At 45.9% G+C, this 23,955-nt stretch carries 16 protein-coding genes; 6 read left to right on the top strand and 10 right to left on the bottom strand.

The window, feature by feature from the left end:
* Window positions 1-43: 43 nt before the first annotated feature.
* Entirely contained in the window at window positions 44-937 is an 894-nt protein-coding gene (gene oxyR, locus OCU87_RS01045; RefSeq protein ID WP_261857688.1) for a DNA-binding transcriptional regulator OxyR, read from the bottom strand.
* 179 nt (window positions 938-1,116) lie between these two features.
* Here oxyR and OCU87_RS01040 point away from each other — a divergent pair, with 179 nt between their 5' ends.
* The 3 genes from OCU87_RS01040 to OCU87_RS01030 all read left to right on the top strand — a co-directional run bounded on the left by OCU87_RS01040 (window position 1,117) and on the right by OCU87_RS01030 (window position 3,880).
* On the top strand, window positions 1,117-1,848 hold the full coding sequence (locus OCU87_RS01040; RefSeq protein ID WP_062688371.1) for a glutathione peroxidase: 732 nt from the start codon (window positions 1,117-1,119) through the stop codon (window positions 1,846-1,848).
* 68 nt (window positions 1,849-1,916) lie between these two features.
* Entirely contained in the window at window positions 1,917-3,380 is a 1,464-nt protein-coding gene (locus tag OCU87_RS01035) for a dihydrolipoyl dehydrogenase (RefSeq protein ID WP_261857687.1), read from the top strand.
* Window positions 3,381-3,634: 254 nt separating this feature from the next.
* A complete protein-coding gene (locus OCU87_RS01030; protein WP_261857686.1) occupies window positions 3,635-3,880 on the top strand; it encodes a DUF3624 domain-containing protein in 246 nt (81 codons plus the stop codon).
* A gap of 55 nt (window positions 3,881-3,935) precedes the next feature.
* On the opposite strand, the gene argH is transcribed toward OCU87_RS01030, so the two are convergent.
* The 4 genes from argH to argC form a co-directional block, all read right to left on the bottom strand.
* Window positions 3,936-5,813, bottom strand: coding sequence for an argininosuccinate lyase (argH, locus tag OCU87_RS01025; RefSeq protein ID WP_261857685.1), 1,878 nt, complete (start codon window positions 5,811-5,813; stop codon window positions 3,936-3,938).
* A gap of 107 nt (window positions 5,814-5,920) precedes the next feature.
* The gene (locus OCU87_RS01020) at window positions 5,921-7,129 is read right to left on the bottom strand and encodes an argininosuccinate synthase (protein ID WP_261857684.1); all 1,209 of its coding nucleotides are present in this window, start codon (window positions 7,127-7,129) and stop codon (window positions 5,921-5,923) included.
* A 95-nt stretch (window positions 7,130-7,224) separates the two neighbouring features.
* The gene (gene argB / locus OCU87_RS01015; protein ID WP_261857683.1) at window positions 7,225-8,004 is read right to left on the bottom strand and encodes an acetylglutamate kinase; all 780 of its coding nucleotides are present in this window, start codon (window positions 8,002-8,004) and stop codon (window positions 7,225-7,227) included.
* Between the two features lie 12 nt (window positions 8,005-8,016).
* The gene (argC, locus tag OCU87_RS01010) at window positions 8,017-9,021 is read right to left on the bottom strand and encodes an N-acetyl-gamma-glutamyl-phosphate reductase (protein WP_261857682.1); all 1,005 of its coding nucleotides are present in this window, start codon (window positions 9,019-9,021) and stop codon (window positions 8,017-8,019) included.
* Between the two features lie 630 nt (window positions 9,022-9,651).
* Between argC and ppc the strand changes: the two genes are divergently transcribed.
* A complete protein-coding gene (gene ppc / locus OCU87_RS01005) occupies window positions 9,652-12,282 on the top strand; it encodes a phosphoenolpyruvate carboxylase (protein ID WP_062688454.1) in 2,631 nt (876 codons plus the stop codon).
* 397 nt (window positions 12,283-12,679) lie between these two features.
* A complete protein-coding gene (locus OCU87_RS01000; protein ID WP_062688361.1) occupies window positions 12,680-13,243 on the top strand; it encodes a PadR family transcriptional regulator in 564 nt (187 codons plus the stop codon).
* Between the two features lie 85 nt (window positions 13,244-13,328).
* Here the strand turns inward: OCU87_RS01000 and metF are convergent, their stop codons facing one another.
* The 3 genes from metF to OCU87_RS00985 form a co-directional block, all read right to left on the bottom strand.
* Window positions 13,329-14,234 (bottom strand): methylenetetrahydrofolate reductase, encoded by a 906-nt coding sequence (gene metF / locus OCU87_RS00995; protein WP_062688359.1) that lies wholly within the window; start codon window positions 14,232-14,234, stop codon window positions 13,329-13,331.
* Window positions 14,235-14,553: 319 nt separating this feature from the next.
* Window positions 14,554-16,971 carry a bifunctional aspartate kinase/homoserine dehydrogenase II gene (locus tag OCU87_RS00990; RefSeq protein WP_261857681.1) on the bottom strand — a complete coding sequence of 806 codons (2,418 nt, stop codon included), beginning with the start codon at window positions 16,969-16,971 and terminating at the stop codon, window positions 14,554-14,556.
* On the bottom strand, window positions 16,971-18,137 hold the full coding sequence (locus OCU87_RS00985; RefSeq protein WP_062688355.1) for an O-succinylhomoserine (thiol)-lyase: 1,167 nt from the start codon (window positions 18,135-18,137) through the stop codon (window positions 16,971-16,973). The genes OCU87_RS00990 and OCU87_RS00985 overlap by 1 nt, the downstream gene beginning before the upstream one ends.
* Window positions 18,138-18,405: 268 nt before the next feature.
* Here OCU87_RS00985 and metJ point away from each other — a divergent pair, with 268 nt between their 5' ends.
* Window positions 18,406-18,723, top strand: coding sequence for a met regulon transcriptional regulator MetJ (metJ, locus tag OCU87_RS00980; protein WP_062688353.1), 318 nt, complete (start codon window positions 18,406-18,408; stop codon window positions 18,721-18,723).
* Window positions 18,724-18,906: 183 nt separating this feature from the next.
* Here metJ and OCU87_RS00975 read toward each other — a convergent pair whose 3' ends face one another.
* Together OCU87_RS00975 and OCU87_RS00970 are read right to left on the bottom strand one after the other, a co-directional pair.
* Entirely contained in the window at window positions 18,907-20,070 is a 1,164-nt protein-coding gene (locus tag OCU87_RS00975; protein ID WP_062688351.1) for a cation:proton antiporter, read from the bottom strand.
* A gap of 71 nt (window positions 20,071-20,141) precedes the next feature.
* Window positions 20,142-22,892: a cation-translocating P-type ATPase gene (locus OCU87_RS00970; protein WP_062688349.1), complete on the bottom strand. Its 2,751-nt coding sequence runs from the start codon at window positions 22,890-22,892 to the stop codon at window positions 20,142-20,144.
* Window positions 22,893-23,955: the final 1,063 nt, after the last annotated feature.

Here is a 23,955-nt window from a genome sequence, read left to right as displayed (position 1 = left end):
ATGCAGACGACTCATAGCCTCTAAGCTAACACCATCTTTACCCTTACAACAAAGTAGTCATGTGCGTATTGATTGATTGGGCAATCTTTTCATAACGGCCTCGTAATGGAGAGCCAGGACGATAAGCCAAGGTAATTAAGCGAGTCGGCTCTGGTTCATTGAGTTTAATGTAACTCACCCCATCGCGAATCGCTTCTTTCGGCGTCGCCAGTTTTGGCAGTAAAGTGATCCCACTACCCGCTGCAACCATATTACGCAACGTTTCTAAACTGGTCGCTTTAAAACTGCCATCCTCATTTGCCCCTGCCGCAAAACAAAAGCCCATCGCCTGATCACGTAAACAATGACCATCACCTAGCATCAATAAGGTTTCACCGTTTAACGCCAGCATCGAGAGCTCTGGCTTTTTAGCCCAATCATGTTGCTCAGGTACAGCCAGTACCATTGGCTCGTTATAGAGCGGTAATTCCATGAAAGCTTCAGTCTCTTTGACTGCGGCCAAAATAATGCAATCGAGTTTCCCCGTTTCTAGCTGTTCGACTAATTGATGGGTTTGCGCTTCATGTAAGAACAGCTCAAGTTGCGGGAACGCGCCTTTCAGTAGTGGGATAACTTTAGGCAATAAATACGGCCCAACCGTTGGGATAAACCCTACGTGCAGTGGCCCCGCCATGCTATCCCCTTGCTGGCTGGCTAATTCACTCAGAATCTTCACTTCCAACAAGACCTTCTGCGCTTGCTCAACTAACTTTAAACCCGCATCAGTAAAGAGCACTCTGCGGCTGGTGCGCTCAAGTAACGACACCCCCAGCTCGTCTTCAAGTTTTCGAATTTGGGCACTTAAGGTTGGCTGACTAACAAAACACGCCTCTGCCGCTTTACGAAAATGGAGATGTTCCGACAGCGCAACCAAGTACTCCAAATCACGAATATTCATAAAGCCACCTTAGCTCACAGTTTGATAGATAAAAACTATCGAAACTATAGCTTCAAACAGTTAGAACTATCAAGCCAAGAAATACATAATAGCTACATCAACAGGGAACAAGATTAAGAAGCTTCCGGTTGAAAGAGACAACCAACAACGAATAATGTTTTTAAATTAAGGAATTTATTATGTTCGCATCTAAAGAAGGCCAAGCTATTCCACAAGTTACTTTCCCAACTCGCCAAGGCGACCAATGGGTAAACGTAACGACTGAAGAGCTATTCGCAAACAAAACTGTAATTGTATTCAGCCTACCAGGCGCATTCACACCAACATGTTCTTCTAGCCACCTTCCTCGTTACAACGAGCTAGCATCAGTATTCGCTGAAAACGGCGTTGACGACATTCTTTGTGTATCAGTTAACGACACATTTGTTATGAACGCATGGAAAGCAGACCAAGAAGCAGAAAACATTACTTTCATTCCTGATGGTAACGGCGACTTCACTGACGGCATGGGCATGCTAGTTGACAAAAATGACCTAGGCTTTGGTAAGCGTTCATGGCGTTACAGCATGCTAGTGAAAAATGGCGTGGTTGAGAAAATGTTCATCGAAAACGACGAACCAGGCGACCCGTTCAAAGTTTCTGATGCTGATACCATGCTTAACCACATCGCCCCAGAACACAAAGAACAAGAATCTATCACTGTATTCACAAAGCCGGGCTGTCCATTCTGCATGAAAGCTAAACAAAGCCTGATTGACAGTGGCCTACAGTACGAAGAAGTGGTTCTAGGTAAAGATGCAACAACAGTAAGCCTACGTGCAATTACTGGTCGCACAACAGTGCCACAAGTCTTCATCGGTGGTCAGCACATCGGTGGTAGCGAAGAACTAGAAATCTTCCTAAACAAGTAAGCCTGTAAAAAACTGATAACAAAAGGTGGGGCCTAGCCCCACCAACCGTGTGGATGTGGAGAGAAACAATGAAAACGTTAAATGTAGATGTAGCTGTGATCGGTGGTGGTACAGCAGGTTTAGGCGCTTACCGTGCAGCAAAAGCACATACTGATAGCGTTGTGATGATTGAAGGCGGTCCTTACGGTACAACTTGTGCTCGTGTTGGCTGTATGCCATCTAAGCTGCTAATTGCAGCTGCGGAAAGTGTTCACCACATTGAAAAAGCCCCCGCTTTTGGTGTCCACCCACAAGGTGAAATTGTTATCAACGGCCGCGAAGTGATGGACCGAGTGAAACGCGAACGCGATCGCTTCGTTGGCTTTGTTTTAGAAGGTGTTGATGAAATCCCTGCCGAAGATAAAATCTCAGGCTACGCAACCTTCTTGAATGACAACACCCTACAAGTTGATGACCATACCGTTATCAACGCAGCACGTATCGTGATTGCGACGGGTTCTCGCCCTGCCTACCCAGGCGTTTGGAACGAGCTAGGCGATCGCTTAATTATTAACGATGATGTGTTCAACTGGGATGATTTACCAAAATCAGTGGCCGTATTTGGCCCAGGCGTTATCGGCCTAGAGCTAGGTCAATCACTGCATCGCTTAGGCGTGGAAACCAAACTGTTTGGTTTAGGTGGTCAAGTGGGTCCAGTAACTGATCCTGAAGTTATGGCTTACGCCGACAAAGCGTTCAACGAAGAATTTTACCTTGATGCTGACGTTAAAGTCGAAAGCATGAAGCGCATTACCTCTGACGACCAAGATATGGTTGAAATCCAGTTCATCAATAAACAAGGTGAGCTTGAAACTATCGAGGTTGAATACGTACTAGCTGCAACAGGTCGACGCCCTAATACCGACAAACTTGGATTAGAAAATACCTCACTAGAATTAGATGAGCGTGGCGTACCAACTGCAGACCACTACACACTACAAACATCACTGCCAAGCATCTTTATTGCTGGCGATGCAAGTAACCAATTACCACTACTTCACGAAGCTGCTGACCAAGCGCGTATCGCTGGTGACAACGCAGGCCGCTTCCCTGAGATCCGTGCTGGCCTTCGCCGCTCGAAAATTTCAGCCGTCTTCTCTGACCCGCAAATTGCGATGGTTGGTGAGTCATACAAAGAAATCACGACTCGTTTAGGCACATGTGGCTGTTTCGCAACGGGTGAAGTGTCATTTGAAAACCAAGGCCGTTCACGCGTTATGCTGCGAAACAAAGGTATTTTGCATGTATATGGTGAACAAGGTACAGGTCGCTTCTTGGGTGCTGAAATGATGGGGCCTAATGCAGAGCACTTAGCGCACCTATTAGCATGGGCACACCAAAACAAGATGACGGTTTCAGAAATGCTGGATATGCCTTTCTACCACCCTGTAATCGAAGAAGGTATTCGTACTGCGCTGCGTGACCTCAATGCGAAGCTGCACCTAGGTCCTGAAATGATTAAACACTGTCTAGACTGTGGTCCTGGCTGTTAATACTGGGCTATTAGGTATTAACCCGAGAGAAAACGTAAAACAGACTACGCATATAAATACGGTTGCTATTCGCCAATAGCAATTAACAACTATAACTTGCACTACTAGGTTCACTCTCCACCGAACCGCCCCTACACTTTGCCCTCACTTGTGAGGGCTTTTTTCTGCCTGCCATTATTGTAGCCTTTGCTGGCCATAGCGACTCGCGCTACACTAACCGTCTCCCTTTTTCTGGGCTTTCCCGAGGTATTAAAATGGCCTGCTCAACTTGCCGAGACAGCCGTAATCGCTTCAAGCAAAAACTCGGCCGCTGCCACCAATGCATGTGGCAACTCACGCTATTGAGCATATTGAGTTGGACTGTTTGGGCCTACCGTTATCTGGTTCACCCCACGTCGGTGGAATCTATCACCCTTATTTTTGCCGCGAGCAGTTTTAGTCTATTGCTACTAGCACATCTCGTGGTGGCCCTAAAATTAAAGCTCAACAACAAAACCTGACGCACGCATCAGGTTTTTAGCTTTTCATCTACCGATTGTGGAATAAGGCGTTAGATTAAGCCACGTTCACCGCAGGGATCTGTTGCTCATTGTCTAATCGTACTTCTAATGCAACTTCATCACAGGCATGAACCCGCGGGCAACGATCGCAATCTTTCATCACTTTTTCTGGTAATAAAGACTTAGACGTGGGTACAAAGGCTTGCTTCATAAAGAATTCAGGCACCCGCGTCAGCACAAATACCCGTTTGATCGCCATTTGTGACGCTTTCTCTATCAAGTAATCAACAATCGCTTTCCCTTGCCCTTGATTCTGCCAGCCCGCTTCAATACCGAGCGACCGAATTTCTGCCAAGCCAGAGTCATAGACATACAAAGAAGCGCAACCTGTGACCACACCATGGTGCTCAGTCACCGCAAACGAACCTATATCACGGACCAATTCATTGCGCTTACGTGGTAAGTTTTCGCCTAATCCCGACCAATACGACACCATGCCTTCGATAGCATCGAGATCAGTCAATCTTGCGCCACGTACTTTTACACTCGGTGAATAACGCTTCTCTAACCGCTTCTCGGCTTGACCAATCGCATAATCAACCTGATTCGGTGCCACCCCGCCTAAGGCGCAACGTTTATCGAGGCAAGAATCTATGGTTAAGATGGGATAAACATCATCTTCAATCACAGATGAAAATTGCTTCATTTCAACCAATGACAACTCTTCCAATGCGCAGCCTTTTTCAATCGCCGCCACTACAGCGACACCAACAATATGGTGTGCTTCACGGAATGGGATACCTTTTGCCACCAAGTAATCGGCCAGCTCAGTCGCATTGGAATAGCCTTGCATTGCCGCTTCTAAGGTACGGTCTTTATTGACTTGAATCCCATCAAAGCACAGCGCGGCCATTTCCATGCAGTCATGCCAGCTATCAAGTGCATCAAACAAGCCTTCTTTATCTTCTTGCATGTCTTTGTTGTACGCCAATGGCAAGGCTTTTACTGTCATCATCATGCCAGCCATCGCCCCATAAACGCGGCCGCACTTACCACGAATAAGCTCTAGTGCATCGGGGTTTTTCTTCTGGGGCATCAAGGATGAGCCTGAAGTCACGGTATCTGCGAGTTCAATGAAGTTCGACTCACCCGAGTTATAAAAGATTAAATCTTCAGCCATTCTAGACAGATGCAACATTGAGATAGAAGCCGTTGAAAGCAGTTCCATAACATGGTCACGATCAGACACTGAATCCAAGCTGTTACGCGTCGCACGATGAAAACCTAAGCTATGCGCCAGTACTTCACGATCAATCGGGTATGCGGTCCCCGCTAATGCCCCCGAACCAAGCGGACAAGTATCTAATCTTGCAAGCGCATCGTTTAAGCGCGAGTAATCACGTTCAAACATTTCGACATACGCTAAACACCAATGAGCAAAAGTCACAGGTTGAGCACGTTGCAAGTGGGTATAACCCGGCAATACCGTGGCCTGATGTTCTCGTGCCACCATGACCATTTGGTTTTGTAGCTTATCGAGCATTAAGAGCAGTTGTTGTCCTTGTTGACGACACCACAACTTCAGATCGGTCGCGACCTGATCATTACGTGAACGGCCGGTATGTAACTTCTTACCTAAGTCGCCCACTTTGCTGATCAGTTGCTGTTCAACCCAGCTGTGAATATCTTCAGCGTCAGAACGCAAAATTTGTTCAGGGTTTTCCATCACCGCCAGTTTTAGTTCATTGAGCGCTAACTCCAACTTTTGCTGTTCAGCATCCGTGATCACATCTACTTGGCGCAATGCTTTCGACCATGCAATAGAACCAACGATATCTTGCTCCGCTAAGCGGTAGTCAAAACGTAGGGAATCGTTGAATTCTTTAAACCGTGTGTCAGCTGCCTGACTAAAACGTCCACCCCATAATGCCATGGTCTTTCTCCTGTCCTGTACTGCTCAACTTACTCAATGCTTAACTGGCTTGCTCGGCTTTCACTTCTGTACTCGCACAAAAATAAAAGCCGATACCATAATGATTATTATTTTTTCTGACTGTTTAGTGCACGGATACGACTCGCTAGCGAGTAAAGACGAATAAAGCCGCCCGCATGACTGTGATCGTAAACTTCATCTTCACCAAAGGTGGCAAACTCTTCTGAGTACAAGCTGTTGAGTGAACGCTTCTGCACTACGGTAGCTTGACCTTTATAAAGCTTCACGACTACTTCACCGCTCACATCTTGAGCAAGTTCCTCTGCCGCCGCCAAAATAGATTTACACAATGGCGTGAACCAACGGCCGTCGTAAATAAGGTGTGAAGCTTTAAGGCCAATGCTCTCACGGAACTCGTAAGACTCTTTATCCAGTACCAGTTGTTCAACCGCACGTAGCGCTTCGTTCATGATGGTGCCACCCGGTGTTTCGTAACAGCCACGAGACTTAATGCCTACCAAACGGTTTTCAACGATATCAATACGCCCAACACCGTGCTCCGCCCCTTTTTCATTTAAATACGTCAGCGCATTAAAAGGTGTCATGGCTTCGCCATCAACGGCAACGATTTCGCCTTTATCAACTAAAATCGATACCGTTTCAACTTTTTCAGGAGCATCTTCTGGATCTTTGGTCCATACCCAACACAGGTCGTTAGGCTGATTCCATGTATTTTCTAATACTCCGCCTTCAGTCGAAATGTGCCATGCATTAGCATCACGCGAGTAGATTTTTTCAAGCGATGCCGAACACGGAATATTACGTTCATCAAGGTAATCAAGCAGGGCTTCACGGCTACGCAGATCCCACTCACGCCAAGGGGCTATTACAGTTAGTTGCGGCGCCAATGCCGCATAAGCACCTTCGAAACGTACTTGATCATTACCTTTGCCAGTACAACCGTGACACACCGCATCTGCGCCAACTTCGAGTGCACACTCAACCTGTGCTTTAGCAATAATTGGACGCGCCATTGATGTACCCAGCAGGTACTTACCTTCGTAAATTGCACCTGTTTTTAAACTTGGGTAAATGTACGCTTCAACCATTTCTTCTTTCAGATCGGCGATGTAGCAAGACGACGCACCCGATGCGATTGCTTTCTCTTCGATGCCTTCCAGTTCTGCTTCACCTTGGCCAACATCGGCTACGAATGCCACGACTTCACAGTCATAGTTTTCTTTCAACCAAGGAATGATTGCCGATGTATCTAGACCGCCCGAATACGCTAAAACTACTTTCGTTACCTTGCTCATAATGCTCTCCTGCTTGCCCTTTCGGCGGTCTCACCGCACTGGCTTTTATATAATCAATGTTTTATCGAATAGTGGATATAAAGCGGAGTTCCGCTCTACACCGAAAATTTAGTACCTATGCTGCTGCCATCAAATAACTCAGCCAATTTTTCAGGGTAACGCCATGTCGCCACTTCTATTGGGCGACCTAAAGCTTTGGCGGCTTCAAACGCCGCACGGACTTTAACGACCATGCCATCAGTGATCACCGCTTGTTGAATCAAGGCTTCCGACTGCGTTTCTGTCAGTGTTGGAATTAAGTGGCCCTTGCCATCAAGTACGCCACTCACGTCCGATAACAACACCAATTCCGCATCGAGTGCCGCCGCAACAGCCACCGCCGCTTGATCAGCGTTGACGTTCATCATCTCCCCTTCGGTGGTAAGTCCGATGGAGCTAATAATCGGCAAACAGCCTGCCGCCATAATCTGGCTCACTAAAGCACCATTACCAGGCGCTGCTTTCCCGACAGCACCTAACTCAGGATCAAGCTCGGTAACATGGCATAAACCACCATCAGCAAGGCACAAGCCCACCGTCTTAACTCCGGATTTAATCGCATGACCTTGCAACATCTTGTTTGCCGTTCCCGCAAGCGCCCCGACAATCAATGGAATTTGCGTTGACGGTGTCACACGTAAACCTTCTTTTTTCACCGTTTCCAATTGAAGTTTGGCTAAAAGTTCATCAACTAAATAACCGCCACCATGTACTAACAGCAAGGGACGTGGAGATTTCACCTGATATTGATTAATAGCCGCAAACAATTTGTTCAACGTTTCATGGCAAGAAAGTACTGCTCCGCCAAGTTTTATTACCAAAGGTACGTTATTCATGGTGACGCCTCCTTATATCAAGCCAGATAATGGCGGAAAGTTATTGCGAATATTTATGCACTGAACAGCTTGTGACGATGCGCCCTTCAACAAATTATCAATCGCTGAGGTTAAAACAATGTGACTACCTTGTACCTGCCAGCCAATATCACAAAAGCAGGTATTCACCACGCTATCGAGGCTGGCCGTTTTGTTTTCAAGTAGACGAACTGCAGGTTGATTGGCATAGGCTTTGGTCAACACAGCAGCGATATCATCGGCTGACACCCCTGCCGTTAATTTGGCTGTAATGGTGGCGAGGATGCCACGCTTAAAGTTACCTAAATGCGGTGTAAAAATAACGTCACAGCCAAGATGCGTTGCAATTTCAGGTTGATGGCGATGATTGAAAATACCGTAGGCCTGCAGACTCACTTCGCAAAAACTATTGGTCATGGATGCTTTACGGCCAGCACCAGAGACACCACTGACGGCATTGATGACAGGCCATTGTTCGGTATCTAATAAGTTGGCTTCTATTAACGGCTTTAGCGCCAATTGCGATGCTGTTGGATAACAGCCTGGCACCGCAATAAGTTGGGCTTCTGCAATCGCTTTTGCATTCCACTCAGCCAAACCATAAACAGCGAGATCCAACCAATTTTTATGTTGATGTTCAAAGCCATAGAAATCGGTATAGAAGCTATCACTTGCCACACGAAAGGCACCTGACAAATCAAAAACCTGACATCCTTTTGCTAGGAAAATAGGGGCTAAATCGTGACTCACTTGATGCGCGGTTGCCAGTAACACCACATCCGCTTGTTGAGCGACAGCTTGGGGATCAATAAGTGGTAATAGAGGTAAATCAACAATCCCTTTCAACTGACCATGCAATTCACTGATAGCGGTATGACTATCAGTACTTTGCGCTGATACGTGCAGCCCAGCCAGCTTTAAAGATGGGTGGTTATGGACAATTTTAGCGAGTTCCGCTCCGGTATAGCCGCTAGCACCGATAATGTGGGTGTTCAACATAATGTAAATCCATTTTACGCTTTGTTTGGAGTTTCAATCTGAATAGTCAGAGAGAGTGCTGGCTGAGAATAGCCAAAATATGGGGGTGCAGCAGAGGCACCAAGCGATGAGACTTAGCGTCGTCGGGGGGAGTATGTAGCTAGAAGGTTCGCTTGGTTCATGTTAACAACTTCCTACTTAATGCGGTTTCTTTCGGTCTTCCTAACCAAAAGATTAAAAATAAATTATTATTCAATAAACTTGCATTTGTATGTTTACAGGTTTATCGAATAGCTGTCAACACTTGTCATGTTTTTCCTGCTTTTTATTAAACCACCCGATTCCACACCGCACTTCCAAAATAACAGCTCACCACAAGTGCAACAAGTATCACAACTCGATAACGTTACTTTGCCCTTAAATAAAGCATTTCGTTCATTTTTGCCGACAAAGCACACAGTAAATGTGCTTAAAGACAGGTGAATTACGGAAATTTGTTACAAAATAGCGCAGAGGACATGATAAAAATCAAAGTAGAATCGTTTTTTTGCCCTCGATTATGATCAAAGTTGACCTTTAAGCGGGATCACGGATAGATTATTGGTCAGCATTGATGCACTGGATGTAAAAAAATTACGAGATGGATACGATATGAATGAAAAGTACAGCGCGCTAAAAAGTAACGTCAGTATGCTTGGCCACTTGCTAGGCAATACCATTAAAGACGCTCACGGTGAGCCACTACTTGAAAAAGTGGAAACCATACGGAAACTGTCTAAATCCGCTCGCGCCGGAAATGAAGACGATCGTGCCAAACTTATTGATGAGTTACAAAACCTACCGGATGACCAATTACTTCCTGTCGCCCGTGCTTTCAGCCAATTCCTCAACCTGACCAATATTGCAGAGCAATACCACACAGTGTCCCGTCATTGTGACGAGCATATCTGTAGCCCAGATTCAATTGACTCGCTATTTGGTAAGTTAAAAGACAAAGACATTAGCCAGCTTGATTCCATTCAGGCCGTTCGCGAACTGAACATTGAGCTTGTGCTTACTGCGCACCCAACTGAAATAGCGCGCCGTACCATGATCCACAAACTGGTACAGATTAATAAATGCCTATCAAACCTTGAGCTAAGTGAGCTATCAACCGCTGAACGCCAGCGTATTGAACAGCGCCTAGAACAACTTATTGCTCAAGCCTGGCACTCCGATGTTATCCGCCAGCAACGCCCAACGCCACTTGATGAAGCGAAATGGGGCTTTGCTGTAGTTGAGAATTCCCTATGGCATGCTGTGCCAGAATTCTTACGCCAATTTGATGACAAGCTAACCAATCACCTAGGTGAAGGCTTACCGCTTGATGCTGCACCAGTTAAATTCTCATCTTGGATGGGCGGTGACCGCGATGGCAACCCGTTTGTGACTTCGACAATCACCCGTGAGGTATTACTACTGTCACGCTGGAAAGCGGCTGATCTTTACTTGGGCGATATCCAAGAGTTAGTCAGCGAACTGTCGATGGTGAGATGTAATGACCAAGTTCGCGAGCTTGCAGGTGAAGAGCACGAACCTTACCGCGCTATCGTTAAGCAATTACGTACCAAGCTAACGCACACCCGTGATGTATTAGATGCGCGCATTAAGGGAACCAATGTACCTGCTGGCGCTATCATCAACGATGCTGATGAGCTGTGGCAGCCGCTGCACGCCTGTTATCAATCACTGCACGAATGCGGTATGGGCATCATCGCTGACGGCCTGCTGCTTGATGTCTTGCGTCGTGTGAAATGTTTCGGTGTTCACCTTGTTCGCCTTGATATCCGCCAAGAAAGTACCCGTCATTCTGATGTGATTTCTGAACTGACACGCTACCTAGGCTTAGGCGACTATGACCAGTGGAGCGAGCAAGATAAAGTTGCTTTCCTGGTACGTGAACTCGCCTCAAAACGCCCACTACTGCCACGAGACTGGCAACCGTCTCCTGAAGTACAAGAAGTTATCGATACTTGTCGTGCAGTTGCAGAACAGCCACGTGAAGCGTTAGGTGCTTACGTGATTTCCATGGCTCGTACCGCTTCAGATGTGTTGGCAGTACATTTATTGCTTCAAGAAGCTGGCTGCCCATTCCGTATGGACGTTTGCCCGCTGTTTGAAACCCTTGAAGATTTAAATAATGGCGCGGATGTTATCAAGCAACTGCTTGATATCGACTGGTATCGCGGCTTTATTCAAAACCACCAAATGGTCATGATTGGCTATTCGGATTCAGCGAAAGATGCTGGTGTGATGTCTGCGGGCTGGGCACAGTACCACGCAATGGAAGCCTTGGTTGATGTGTGTGAAAACGCCAACGTTGATATCACCCTCTTCCATGGTCGCGGCGGTACAATTGGTCGTGGTGGTGCGCCTGCACACGCAGCGTTACTGTCACAGCCACCACGCAGTTTAAAAGGTGGCCTACGTGTAACCGAACAAGGTGAGATGATCCGCTTCAAATTGGGCCTACCCGACGTTGCAGTGAACAGCCTTAGCTTGTACACCAGTGCAATTCTTGAAGCGAACTTGCTCCCACCACCAGCACCAAAACAAGAATGGCGCGATCTGATGGAAGTACTTTCAGAAGTATCTTGCGAAGCATACCGTTCGGTTGTCCGTGGCAATGAAGAGTTTGTACCGTATTTCCGCGCAGCAACGCCTGAGCTCGAACTGGGTAAATTGCCACTCGGTTCTCGCCCTGCAAAACGTAATCCAAACGGTGGCGTAGAAAGTTTACGTGCGATCCCATGGATTTTTGCGTGGAGTCAAAACCGCCTGCTACTACCAGCATGGTTGGGAGCCGGTGAAGCGATCCAGTATTCAATCGACAAGGGCCATGAAGCCTTGCTAGAAGAAATGTGCCGTGAATGGCCATTCTTCTCAACACGCCTTGGTATGCTGGAGATGGTCTTTACCAAAACCAATACCAAGATCGCTGAATACTATGATCAACGCCTAACGGATAAATCACTATGGCCACTGGGTCAGAAACTGCGTGATCAACTGCAGTCTGATATTAAGGCCGTACTGAATGTCGACAACAATGATCACCTAATGGAACAGGATCCTTGGGGTGCTGAAGCGATCCGCTTGCGTAATATCTATGTTGAGCCACTCAACATGCTGCAAGCTGAGCTGCTATACCGTACCCGCGAGCAAGGTGAGATCTCGCCGATGCTAGAAGAAGCGCTAATGGTGACCATCGCAGGTATTGCGACTGGCATGCGCAATACAGGTTAAGCCCTCATCAACTTGACGTTTAAAAGGCCGCCTAGCGGCCTTTTTTATGCGGATAGGGAATAATTGATAGTTTCCATTGTAATTTTTATCACTTTTGAGACAGCCCTCCTTAAATAATATGCATTAAGATGTTTATATTCTCTTGTGAAAGAGGATGTATCAAAACCAATTGCACTGCAAAGACAGATAACTAGATGGACTAATATCACAAGATGAGCAATTTATAGCGCATTGATGTGAATACTACCCCATTGAGGTATCCGTATTGAGTGTATTGATGATATTCTATGTGATCTCGATCAGGCACTGAAACAAGTTGATTATAATAACGCCAAAGAGCGGAAGGGTAAGCTTGGTTTGATCGGTTTTTTTTGATGTATTTTAACGGATAGAAGAGATGTCATTACCACACGTTATTTTAACCGTGCTGAGCACTCGCGAAGCAACCGGTTACGACATTACCAAAGAATTTTCACACAGCATCGGTTATTTTTGGAAAGCGAGCCACCAGCAGGTGTACCGCGAACTCAATAAAATGGCCACTCACGATCAGGTTACTTGTCGCCTTGAACCACAAGATGGCAAACCCGATCGCAAAGTGTACTCCATTACCGATTTAGGCCGTCAGGCACTATTCAACTGGTTCCAAGAACCAGCTCGCAACCCAACTATTCGTGATGAGTTCTCAGCGAAACTACTTGTGTGTGGAGTGCATAACTCTGTACCAATGCAGCAGCAGCTTGAAGCTTTGATCGAAGAATCACATAGCTTAATGAACCACTACCACGAGCTTGAGAAAGTTCACTTTAGCGATTACAAAGCAATGGCTCGTCAAGAACGTCTTGATCGTCTTACGCTTCGTCGTGGTATGCACAATCGTCAGGCTTGGATTGTTTGGGCTGAAGAAGTGCTAGCTGAGTTAAAAGACATGGATAGCGAAGGCAGCAGCATCGCGCTATAAGCTACCTTGTTATCTAAAAAAGCCGCTATCTTATAGCGGCTTTTTTGTGTGTGCTGCTCAGTCGCAGCCCAATGTCAGTAACAACCTATTGCGATGCAATGTCAACTTCAGCTCGCACACCCAAAGTGTGGCAAATTGCATAAGTTAATTCAGCACGATTCAGTGTGTAGAAATGGAAATCCTTCACACCTTCGCGACTTAAGACACGTACCATATCAATCGCATTACTTGCCCCCACCATCTGACGGCTTAACAAGTCATCATCTAATCCTTCGTATTGCTTCTCTAACCAACCTGGGATTTTTACGTTATTTGCCAAGGCAAAACGCTTAGCTTGGGTCATGTTCGAAACAGGCAAAATACCCGGTACAATTTCAACATCAATGCCGGCAGCAACACAACGGTCACGGAAGCGTAAGTAGCTTTCAACGTCAAAGAAAAATTGGGTGATCGCACGGCTCGCACCGGCATCCACTTTACGCTTAAGATTGATCAAATCTGCTTGAGCGCTTTTTGCTTCTGGGTGAACTTCCGGGTAAGCCGCTACCGAAATATCAAACTCCGCTTCTTTGCGTAGCAGTTCAACCAAGTCAGCAGCATACATATCAGGCTTGCCACCTTGTGGTGGTAAATCACCACGCAGTGCAACGATATCGCGAATACCGCTGTTCCAGTAGTCACGGGCGATAGTACGTAGTTCATCGCGTGTTGCATCGATACAGGTTAAATGCGGGGCAGCCACAAGGCCTGTCTGATCTTTAATATCTTTAATAATAGAGTGAGTGCGATCGCGTTCACCCGAATTAGCACCGTAAGTCACAGACACAAACTTCGGCTTTAATGTTTTTAGACGATGGATAGAAGCCCAAAGGGTCTTTTCCATTTGCTCGCTGCTTGGCGGAAAAAACTCAAATGACACATTGATATCCCCTTTAAGGTCTACAATGTTTTGGTTAAGCGCCTCTAAATGGCTTGCGTGAGAATACCCCATAGTTCATCCCTTCCTGTCCTGGCGCCGTGGCCTGCTATCCTTAAAAGCGAACGTCTTTAAATAACCATTTAGACGTCTATATGTCTACAGAATGTCGTGATAACAATTTAATGTCAACCTACTAATCATGAATTTTTCTCACGTTCATATTGCATAATTTTCAATATAAAAAAACCTGCCAAAGGCAGGTTTCAAGGGGAATAGAGTATATTCCCAGTAAGGTGACAATTACCTCGTAATCATCCTATTTAGACCAAGCTCTCACCCTACATTCAACTGTGTTGGCAGAATATAAAGCCGTCGACGCAATCATCACATGCTAAAGCAGAGCGGCTAAACGATTAATATCTGACAATAATGCGCCTGCTGTAACATCACGCCCAGCACCCGGCCCGCGGATCACCAGTGGGTTATCACGGTACCAACGACTTTCTATAGCAAAAATATTGTCACACGGCAGTAGGTTCGCCAGCGCATGCTCTTTGGGCAATGCTTCGACCCCAACGGCAGCCTTGCCTTTCTTATCCAACCTCGCCACATAACGCAGTACTTTTTCTTCCCCATTGGCTTTAATGAGGCGTTTTTGTAAACGGCTATCGAGCTCTTCTGCTTGCTCAAAGAAGGTATCTAAACTGACTTTAGCCAATGACTCAGGCACTAGCGTTTCCACTTTAACCTGCTCAGGTTCAATGCTGAGTCCCGACTCACGCGCCAAAATAACCAGCTTGCGCATCACATCACTGCCGTCTAGATCATGGCGAGGATCGGGTTCAGTTAAGCCTTGTTGCCACGCTTGCTCAATTAATACCGAAAACGGTACTGAGCCATCATATTGCTGGAATAGCCATGATAAAGTGCCAGAGAAAATCCCCGATACCGCAATGATGTCATCGCCACTTTCCCGTAAATCACGCACTGTATGGTTTACGGGTAAGCCTGCACCAACCGTCGCGTTATATAGCCAATGACGACTGGTTTTGGCAAACGCATCTTGTACTGCGTGGTAATCAACACTCGATGCAGAACCTGCCACTTTGTTCGCCGAAATCAGGTGTAAGCCACTTTCTGCCACTTGTGGATATTTCGCCGCCAATTGAGCACTGGCTGTGACATCCAAAATCACCACATCATCATACGGATGTGCGGCTAGCGTGGTAAGTAACTCTCCGTCTTCATATTCAATCGCTTCATCATTGAAATACGTTAAGGCACGAGATGGTTCAATGCCCTGATAATCAATCCAATGACGGCTACTATCGGCAACACCAATCAGAGTGAAAGTCTTCCCATGGCGCTTGCTCAGTTGCTCACGTTCGGTTTCAAATAACTCAAGCCAACGGCTACCTATATTGCCTTTGCCACAGAGCACTAAACCAATTCGCTTTTGAGCTTGAAATAAACTCTGGTGCACTCGCCCAATCAAGGTTTCTGGGTTTACATGGCGTAAAATCGCCACCAAGCTCAACCCTGATTCGGCTTCAGCCAAAAACTCAACCGGCTGGCCTTTTAGCTGCTGATAAAAGCCATGGCAATGCACTGGGTTATTCACCACCCCCGCCCCAACAACGGCAACCATAGTGAAACCATCGCGCAATCTTAATTCTGCGGCAATACCACGATCTTGCAGTAAGCCCAGAACCCCATTGACCACTTCACCTGTATACGCCAATAAAATTCGACCTTGCTCAGGATCAATGCTCTGTGCCAATGGCGGTAATTGTGCCCGTAGCAATGTGCGCTCTAGTTCTTTACGAACAGGTTCAAAATCATTGGCACGTGGCACATCAAGTTCAATCAAGCAGACATCATCTAATGAAGTAACAATTTTCGCACCGCGACCTGAAGCTAAAACACGCTCCACACGCGTTGAGCCCGATTCAGGCTGATGACTACAACGTAGCATCAAGTCAATGGTGCTTTGTGCGACAGGTTGAAGGGTACGGCTATGTAATACCGGTGCGGCAAGTCGGGCCAATTCACTGGCTTCATCAAGGCGCAGCAACGGTAGCAGACAGGCATCTTTAACCTGATTAGGATCAGCGCTATACACACCCGCGACATCACTCCAAATCGTCACGCGCGAGACATCCGCTAACGCACCAATCACAGTGGCAGAATAATCAGATCCATTACGGCCTAGTAGCACCGTTTGACCCGCTTGGTTTTGGGCCATAAAACCAGTAATCACAATACGGTGCTGGCTGTGTTGGATCAGTTGCTGCTGGAGTAATGGCCGCGAAGCTGCGCAATCCACTTCAGGCTGAGCGGCTTGCTCTGCTCGTAAAAAATCACGAGAGTCGAGAGCGCATGCGGGTAATTGATCCACATTTAATAACGCTGCCAATAAGCGAGCAGACCATAATTCACCATGGCCTAATACTTTAGCTCGCGTGGCCTCATCTAACGTTTGGTCACTAAGCGCTGACAATGTACTCAGTTCAAGGTGGAGCTGGGTTTGTAGTTCATCGGCAACGGGCTCAGGCAATAACTCTTTGATCAACGCTTGCTGATACTGACGTAGCGCTTGCAGTGCCTCATGGGCATGACGCCCATCTTTGGTTAGCAAAGTAAGCCATTCAATCAAACGGTTGGTGGTTTTTCCGGCCGCCGACACCACAATCAGATCATCGGCATTCGAGTATTCCTGCAAGATTGTTGCAACCCGACGATAGCACTCAGCATCGGCTAAGCTGCTGCCACCAAACTTATGTAATTGACGCGGTTGAGCCTGAGTCATTATCCCACCTCTGCTGCTTGTTGAAATGCTTGTGCTAAGTCGGCGACCAAATCACTTGGATCTTCGAGACCCACCGATAAACGAAGTAGTGCCGTATTAATACCAGCCTCTGCTTGTGCTTCATCTGACATCGCGCGGTGCGTCATGCTTGAGGGGTGAGCAATCAGGCTTTCAGTGCCGCCTAAGGATTCCGCGAGCGAGAAACATTTAAGCACTTTCACAAACACTTCAAGTTGCTGGAAACTTCCAGCTAATTCAAAGCTAATCATAGAGCCAAAGCCTTTTTGTTGGCGCTTAGCAATATCATGCCCGGGATGATCAGGTAGGCTAGGATGATAGATAGCTGCAACTTGAGGGTGATCTTTTAAGAATGCCAGCACTTGAGCGCCATTTTCTTCGTGCATCTTCATACGTGGTACTAAAGTACGTAAACCTCTAAGGGTCAGGTAGGCATCAAACGGCGCACCTGTCGCACCAATACAATTTGCCCACCATGCGATGTTTTCCGCTTGCTCTGCATCAGCAGAAATAAGGATACCGCCCACAACATCGGAGTGGCCGTTGATATATTTAGTGGTCGAATGCACGACAAAGTCTGCACCTAATGCGATAGGCTGTTGCAGGACTGGAGAGAGGAAGGTGTTATCAACCGCCACTTGTGCGCCCGCTGCTTTGGCTTGCTGGCATAAAACTTCGATATCAATAACACGAAGTAACGGGTTAGATGGGGTCTCCACCCAAATAATTTTAGGTTGCTTAGCAAGAGCACGAGCAAAAGCTTGCGGATCAGACTGATCAACAAACTCAACCTTAAAGTCGCCTTTATTCGCGCGAGTATTGAATAAGCGATAAGTACCGCCATAACAATCGTGCGGGGCAACAATAAGATCATCAGGACCTAATAAAGCAGAAACGAGAAGGTTAATCGCAGCCGTACCACAACTTGTTACCACACCACCCGCACCGCCTTCCAACTCAGTTAACGCATCGGCCAACATATTGCGGCTTGGGTTGCCAGAACGAGTATAATCATATTGCGGAACCTCACCCAGTTGTGGAAAACTGTAGGTGGATGTGAGGTAGATTGGCGGGACGACCGCATGATGCTGAGAGTCGGATTCAATGCCGGTACGAACTGCAATCGTGGCAAGTTTCTTGTCACTCATATTAACCTTCCTTGTTTCGGTTTAATGCCGAATAAAATTCCTTCATCAACATTAACTACATTAAACTAGGACGTCAACACTTCCAGACGTCTATATGTCTTTGCTTATGGCGGTAAATATCGCTAAAATTCAACCAAACTTTAATTATGACTCACTGCCCTACTCGCAGTTATTTCGTAAGACCCCAATATCTCTGAGGTTTATTCAGAACATAGTGGCGTGAAATAACCTGAGCGGCGGTAAAACAACAACGCTGAGAAGGTAAAACATGGCAGAGTGGAATGGCGAGTACATCAGTCCATACGCGGAACACGGTAAGAAAAACGAACAAGTAAAAAAAATTACGGTGTCGATTCCATTAAAAGTCTTAAAGATTCTGACTGATGAACGTACGCGCCGTCAGGTAAATAACCTGCGCCATGCAACGAATAGTGAATTGCTCTGTGAAGCTTTTTTACATGCTTATACAGGTCAACCATTACCAACAGATGACGATATTCGTAAAGACCGTCCGGATGATCTACCCGCAGAAGCAAAAGCTTTGATGGATGAGATGGGCATTACTTACGAAGACATCAACGAATAAGCCGTCTTCGAGATACAAAAAACTGACTGTGGTGACAACTTTGGAACCACAGTCAGTAAATATGGAAACACGCTACTTCTTGTTATCATTAATGGCAGCTTTTACTTTATTCTTGCTTACGCTGCGCGTCCTACCACTAGCGTTAAAAGAAAAATAGAAATAACTAGACCAAGTAATTTAAGTTCACGCTTTTTCATAAAACTCTCCTTTTTGCTCGTCACTCAAAATAAGTTTTCTTACAACCATGATAAACACACCGGTTAGCACTAAATTCAGCGCTAATGACAACATGCTGATCGTCACAATTGGACCGCCGAAACCGTAACCAATACTGATCATCAACACACCCGCGCCAACCTCACCTCGTGGCCACATGCTAATCGACAATGCCAAACGCTCTTTAAGCGTGGCTTCCTTGCGATAACAAAACAGTGGGAACATCTTGCCGATATTGGCAATCACCGAAATCACCAATACGTGATAAGTAATTTCAGCGAGCGACATCGCAGGCATTGAAAGAGTGATACTGTCTGAAGCGGTCGTTGCGACGCCCCCAAAAATTTGCGGTAAGCTCAAGCCAACCAGCACCATGAACACGCCAGCGACAGAACTTGAGACTTGCTGATCAGCGGCGGATTCATGTTGCGATTTCATCATGCACCCCAGCACAAAAGCGGGTAGCAAAACTTCAAAATGGACGCCACTGCGCAAATAAAACAACTCACACAGCAACGCAATAATGACGGAGTAGCCCATCACAGCACCGGCAGACGACGGAATAGCCCATAGATGTAAATAACGATAACCCAGCGCTAACAAACCAAACATTAAGACTAGCGTCACGCCTAATGCAGGCTGCCAACCCACCACCAAAATAGATAATGGAATCATCAAGAGGACGGTATCGAGATCATCAAAAATGGCCAATATACGGGCTTTGTTAAACATCCACGTCGCACCAAGTCCAGCGGCTGTGAGCATGGCAAACAATACTCCAGCAGAGGTTGGCGCAGCAAAGCGGCCAATCACTAAAGTCTCTGTCCACGCATCGACATTGCTCCACATCTCTGGCGGCATCAGCACGAACACGAAATACAGTACTACCCCAACCCATGGGAAGGTGGCCGTCGTCATTGCGACCACATAATCCCAGCGATACTGCTTTAAGTTGTTCTTATCGATTTCAAACTCACGACCAACATTGATCATGATGTAGGCCAGCGCCGACATCGTCAGCACCATAATGGTGGGTTGCAGTTGGCCGTAGCCAGCAATGAATGATGGTAGCAATTGTGAGCACACTAGCCCCACCAACAGTAATGCGGAATATATAATGATTTTTTTCACGTCATAACCTCTTGTATTACATTGCTCGTCGAAAAGAGCCTGCCCCCCTCATAGAGGTGCAGGCAGTTAGGTTAGACGAATTTCACTTTAGTAATTTCTTTGATACCCGACAGTACGAATGTCGGTACAGATGCGGCAATAATCACAGCCACCAGGTGACCAAATGACAGGGATTCAGTGTTAAAGATCATCTGACCTAAACCTGTGTACATCACCCCTAGCGATAGCGTTGCAGACAAGGCTACTGCGCCTAGTAGATACTTATTGGTGAATGGATTTTTACGGTATAGCGTAGTGAAGCTACGTGAATCAAATAGGTGCCATAGCTGTGCGAAGATCAGCATGGCGAAAGCAACAGTCTGTGCGTATTCTGCACTGTGACCCGCATTCAATGCCCAGCTGAAGGCCATGTAACTCATGCCACCTAAGGCTAAACCACGGATAACAATCTTGGCCCCAAGGCTATCGCCAAAGAAACCTTCGTTACGCTTACGTGGCTTACGTGACATCACGTCTTTTTCTTCCGGCTCAACACCCAGTGCCAGTGCTGGTAAACCATCTGAAACCAAGTTGATCCACAAGATCATCAGTGGTGTTAGCGGCAAGATAGTTTCTGGCCCCATCATCAGAAAGGCAATCAAGATCACTGCAACTTCACCCACGTTGGCAGTCAGCGCCTGACGGATAAACTTACGTAAATTATCGAAGATCTGACGACCTTGGCGTACCGCTTTCACAATGGTGCTGAAGTTGTCATCAAGCAAAATTAAATCACCTGAATCTTTCGCCACCGAGGTGCCTGCAATCCCCATCGCCACACCAATATCTGCGCGACGAAGTGCTGGGGCATCGTTCACACCATCCCCCGTCATGGCAGGTACTTCGTTGTTGTCTTGTTGGGCTCTAACGATACGTAGCTTATGTTCAGGGCTAACCCGTGCAAACACGGCAACTTCAGGGCAGATACGACGTAGTTCTTCATCGTCCATCTCATCAAGCTGAGCGCCTGTGATCACTTTGTCGTTTTCAGAGCGGATAATACCGATATCACGCGCAACTGCTGCCGCTGTTAGGGCATGGTCACCCGTGATCATCACGGTACGAACGCCGGCATCGAAACAACTGTTTACCGCATCGCGCACTTCTGGGCGTGGCGGATCCATAATGCCGTATAGGCCAAGGATGGTAATGTCATGCTCTAGCTCGTGGTGGTCACGCTCTAGGTCTTCGTCAGTTAATGGACGAATACCAACGGCAAGTGTGCGTAGAGCTTGATCAGCAAACTCTTCAATCGCTTGTTGGTAATTGGCAATATGTTGCTCTGCAGGGCTGGTTGCTATCGCTAAGTTACCTTGCATTTCCTGACTTGAATGCGTCACAACATTGCCATCAATCATAAAGCCTGAGGCATTACGCAAGATGACATCCGGCGCACCTTTCACTGCTAAGAAGTGCTGACCTTCATTATCACGAACAATCACTGATGCCATTTTACGACCAGAATCGAACGGGAATTTTTCAACTATCGTAAATTCGCCTGATGACAACATAGTGCCTTGTTGTAAACCGGCTTTTGCAGCAGCAACAATCAACGCACCTTCCGTTGGGTTACCACGTACGGCGTATTTCCCTTTCTCTTGCAGATATTGGGCATCGTTACACAAGGTCGCAACGGTAAGACCACGCATCATTTCAGGGCTATCAGTCACCGCGACTTGGTGTTTTTGTGGCTCAAATTCACCTTTAGGATCAAAGCCTTTACCCGTTACTTTCCAGTAACGACCAGAGGCATCGTATGCTTGCATCACCTGCATTTGGTTTTGAGTTAGCGTACCTGTCTTATCAGAACAAATAACCGTGGTTGAACCGAGTGTTTCAATCGCAGAAAGTTGTTTTGCTAACGCATTGCTCTTCACCATTTTGGTGGAGCCCATGGTCAATACAATCGATACAACTGTCGGTAGACCTTCAGGAATAGCCGCAACAGATAATGAGATACCCGTATTTAAAATTTCTAACCATGGCATGCCATGGTAAAGGCCAATAGCACAAACAACAGCAACCACAGACAGAGCCGCAATCATCAACGTATGCGCAATGGTATCCATGCGAACTTGCATGGGGGTTTTCGTTTCTTCTGTGTTGGTCATCAAGTCGGCAATGTGGCCCACTTCGGTTTGCATCCCAGTACCAACCACAACACCATAACCATTACCTGAAGTAACAATGGTGGTCATAAAGCCCATATTGAGCTGATCACCCAAGCCTATATTGTCACCTTCCAGCTCAGCAACACACTTATCAACAGGTTCAGACTCCCCTGTTAACGCGGCTTCATCAATGGAAAGTCGGTTGGCTTCAATAATCCGTACATCGGCGGCTAAAATATCACCGGTATTGATTTTAAGAATATCGCCTGGCACCAACTCGCGCGCCGGAATCGACAGTACATCACCATCCCGCACAACTTGAGCTGTGGGTGCTGCCATCTCTTTTAATGCATCCATGCCTTTTTTAGCTTTCATTTCTTGCCAAAATGCAATCAGTGCATTAATAAAGATGATCACGGTAATCGCAATACCATCAACATTATGGCCGGTGAAAAATGAAACTAATGCACCCACACCTAAAATAAAAATTAGTGGGTTTTTAAATTGATCCAACAGCATGGCTAAAGCTGATTTACCTTCTTGCTCTTGCAGTTCATTAGGACCATATTCTTGTTGACGATCTTTAACTGTCTTTGATGATAATCCAGAACGTGTTGTTTCGAGTTCTGAAAGCGTATTATCCGCTGTCTTTATAAACCACTTTTTTCGCATACAATAATCTCCCACAAAATAAAGGCGAACGAATCCGGCTAAAATAATTAGCAAAACCTGAACTTTGTTTATATATGACACTCAAACAGAATTGTTAAAGCGAGTACAAATTATAATATTCATACAAATGATGGAATTAATTTCGGCATTTGCTTTTCTTATTTGGGAGCATTTTTGATTATTATCAATATTCATCTCGATATCAGCGATAATTATTAAAAACAATGTAAATAGGTATAAATAAGACCTAATGATAACCACCACAACACCTCGGTAAAACCGATATATAACGGCAATTACACAGGTTTTATCATATCGAGAGGCATTTTTAGCGATACACATCACACATGAACTTGATGACAAAGCCGACGCCTTTTCATCCAAGTAAAAACTGGCCATTAATGACAAATAAATGCTAGTATATATTTTAGTGACAATAATTAACTTATAAGCTAGGTGAATGTAACTTCATATTTCAAAAGATCTTAATTTATTACACCTGATTTCACGGTGTAAAAAACATCTGATAATACAAATAACCTCTCATTTTATTTTCAATTCGTTATAAGTTAATAATTAACATGTATTAATACATAGTTATTTCAACCTAGTTTTAAATTGCTATGAATTGTAAAAACCAAACTTAAGTACAGTTATTGATATTAATTCGGCCATATATAAAGAAGCCGAATATAAAAATGATCGTAATCAATTAGCCTTATTGAACAATTAATACAATGGTTGTGTAAGATATATACGATGTAATACGGATATTCCTCGGTCGTTTGTTTATTAACCAATAATAGGTGAGGTGGTATATGTTAGATTCTGTCATTAACACAATAGGCATGTGTTTGATCGGTGGAAAATACATGTTAATGATTATATTAGCAGGTATGGCCTTCTTCTCTGGGGCTGCAAGCTTTGATCTACTCATGGTGCAAGGCTTACAACCAGCAGAGTGAGTCAACTGCGAGAAATCGTTACAGCAAGGCGCACATAGCAAAAAGCCAGCAACACTGAATGCCGCTGGCTTTAGAGTAATCTACAACTCAACTAGATA

This window comes from Photobacterium sanguinicancri (assembly GCF_024346675.1).
GTDB lineage: Bacteria > Pseudomonadota > Gammaproteobacteria > Enterobacterales > Vibrionaceae > Photobacterium > Photobacterium sanguinicancri.
The sequence above is the reverse complement of the archived record's forward strand: the minus strand, read 5'-3'. Positions and strand labels throughout refer to the sequence as shown.

What these genes read in the sequence shown, in the direction of transcription:
- OCU87_RS00970 (WP_062688349.1), bottom strand. Translation starts at nt 22,892, where the DNA reads ATGCGAAAAAAGTGGTTTATAAAGACAGCGGATAATACGCTTTCAGAA.
- argB (WP_261857683.1), bottom strand. Translation starts at nt 8,004, where the DNA reads ATGAATAACGTACCTTTGGTAATAAAACTTGGCGGAGCAGTACTTTCT.
- metJ (WP_062688353.1), top strand. Translation starts at nt 18,406, where the DNA reads ATGGCAGAGTGGAATGGCGAGTACATCAGTCCATACGCGGAACACGGT.
- metF (WP_062688359.1), bottom strand. Translation starts at nt 14,234, where the DNA reads ATGGGGTATTCTCACGCAAGCCATTTAGAGGCGCTTAACCAAAACATT.
- ppc (WP_062688454.1), top strand. Translation starts at nt 9,652, where the DNA reads ATGAATGAAAAGTACAGCGCGCTAAAAAGTAACGTCAGTATGCTTGGC.
- OCU87_RS01035 (WP_261857687.1), top strand. Translation starts at nt 1,917, where the DNA reads ATGAAAACGTTAAATGTAGATGTAGCTGTGATCGGTGGTGGTACAGCA.
- OCU87_RS01000 (WP_062688361.1), top strand. Translation starts at nt 12,680, where the DNA reads ATGTCATTACCACACGTTATTTTAACCGTGCTGAGCACTCGCGAAGCA.
- OCU87_RS00985 (WP_062688355.1), bottom strand. Translation starts at nt 18,137, where the DNA reads ATGAGTGACAAGAAACTTGCCACGATTGCAGTTCGTACCGGCATTGAA.
- OCU87_RS01040 (WP_062688371.1), top strand. Translation starts at nt 1,117, where the DNA reads ATGTTCGCATCTAAAGAAGGCCAAGCTATTCCACAAGTTACTTTCCCA.
- oxyR (WP_261857688.1), bottom strand. Translation starts at nt 937, where the DNA reads ATGAATATTCGTGATTTGGAGTACTTGGTTGCGCTGTCGGAACATCTC.
- argH (WP_261857685.1), bottom strand. Translation starts at nt 5,813, where the DNA reads ATGGCATTATGGGGTGGACGTTTTAGTCAGGCAGCTGACACACGGTTT.
- argC (WP_261857682.1), bottom strand. Translation starts at nt 9,021, where the DNA reads ATGTTGAACACCCACATTATCGGTGCTAGCGGCTATACCGGAGCGGAA.
- OCU87_RS01020 (WP_261857684.1), bottom strand. Translation starts at nt 7,129, where the DNA reads ATGAGCAAGGTAACGAAAGTAGTTTTAGCGTATTCGGGCGGTCTAGAT.
- OCU87_RS00990 (WP_261857681.1), bottom strand. Translation starts at nt 16,971, where the DNA reads ATGACTCAGGCTCAACCGCGTCAATTACATAAGTTTGGTGGCAGCAGC.
- OCU87_RS01030 (WP_261857686.1), top strand. Translation starts at nt 3,635, where the DNA reads ATGGCCTGCTCAACTTGCCGAGACAGCCGTAATCGCTTCAAGCAAAAA.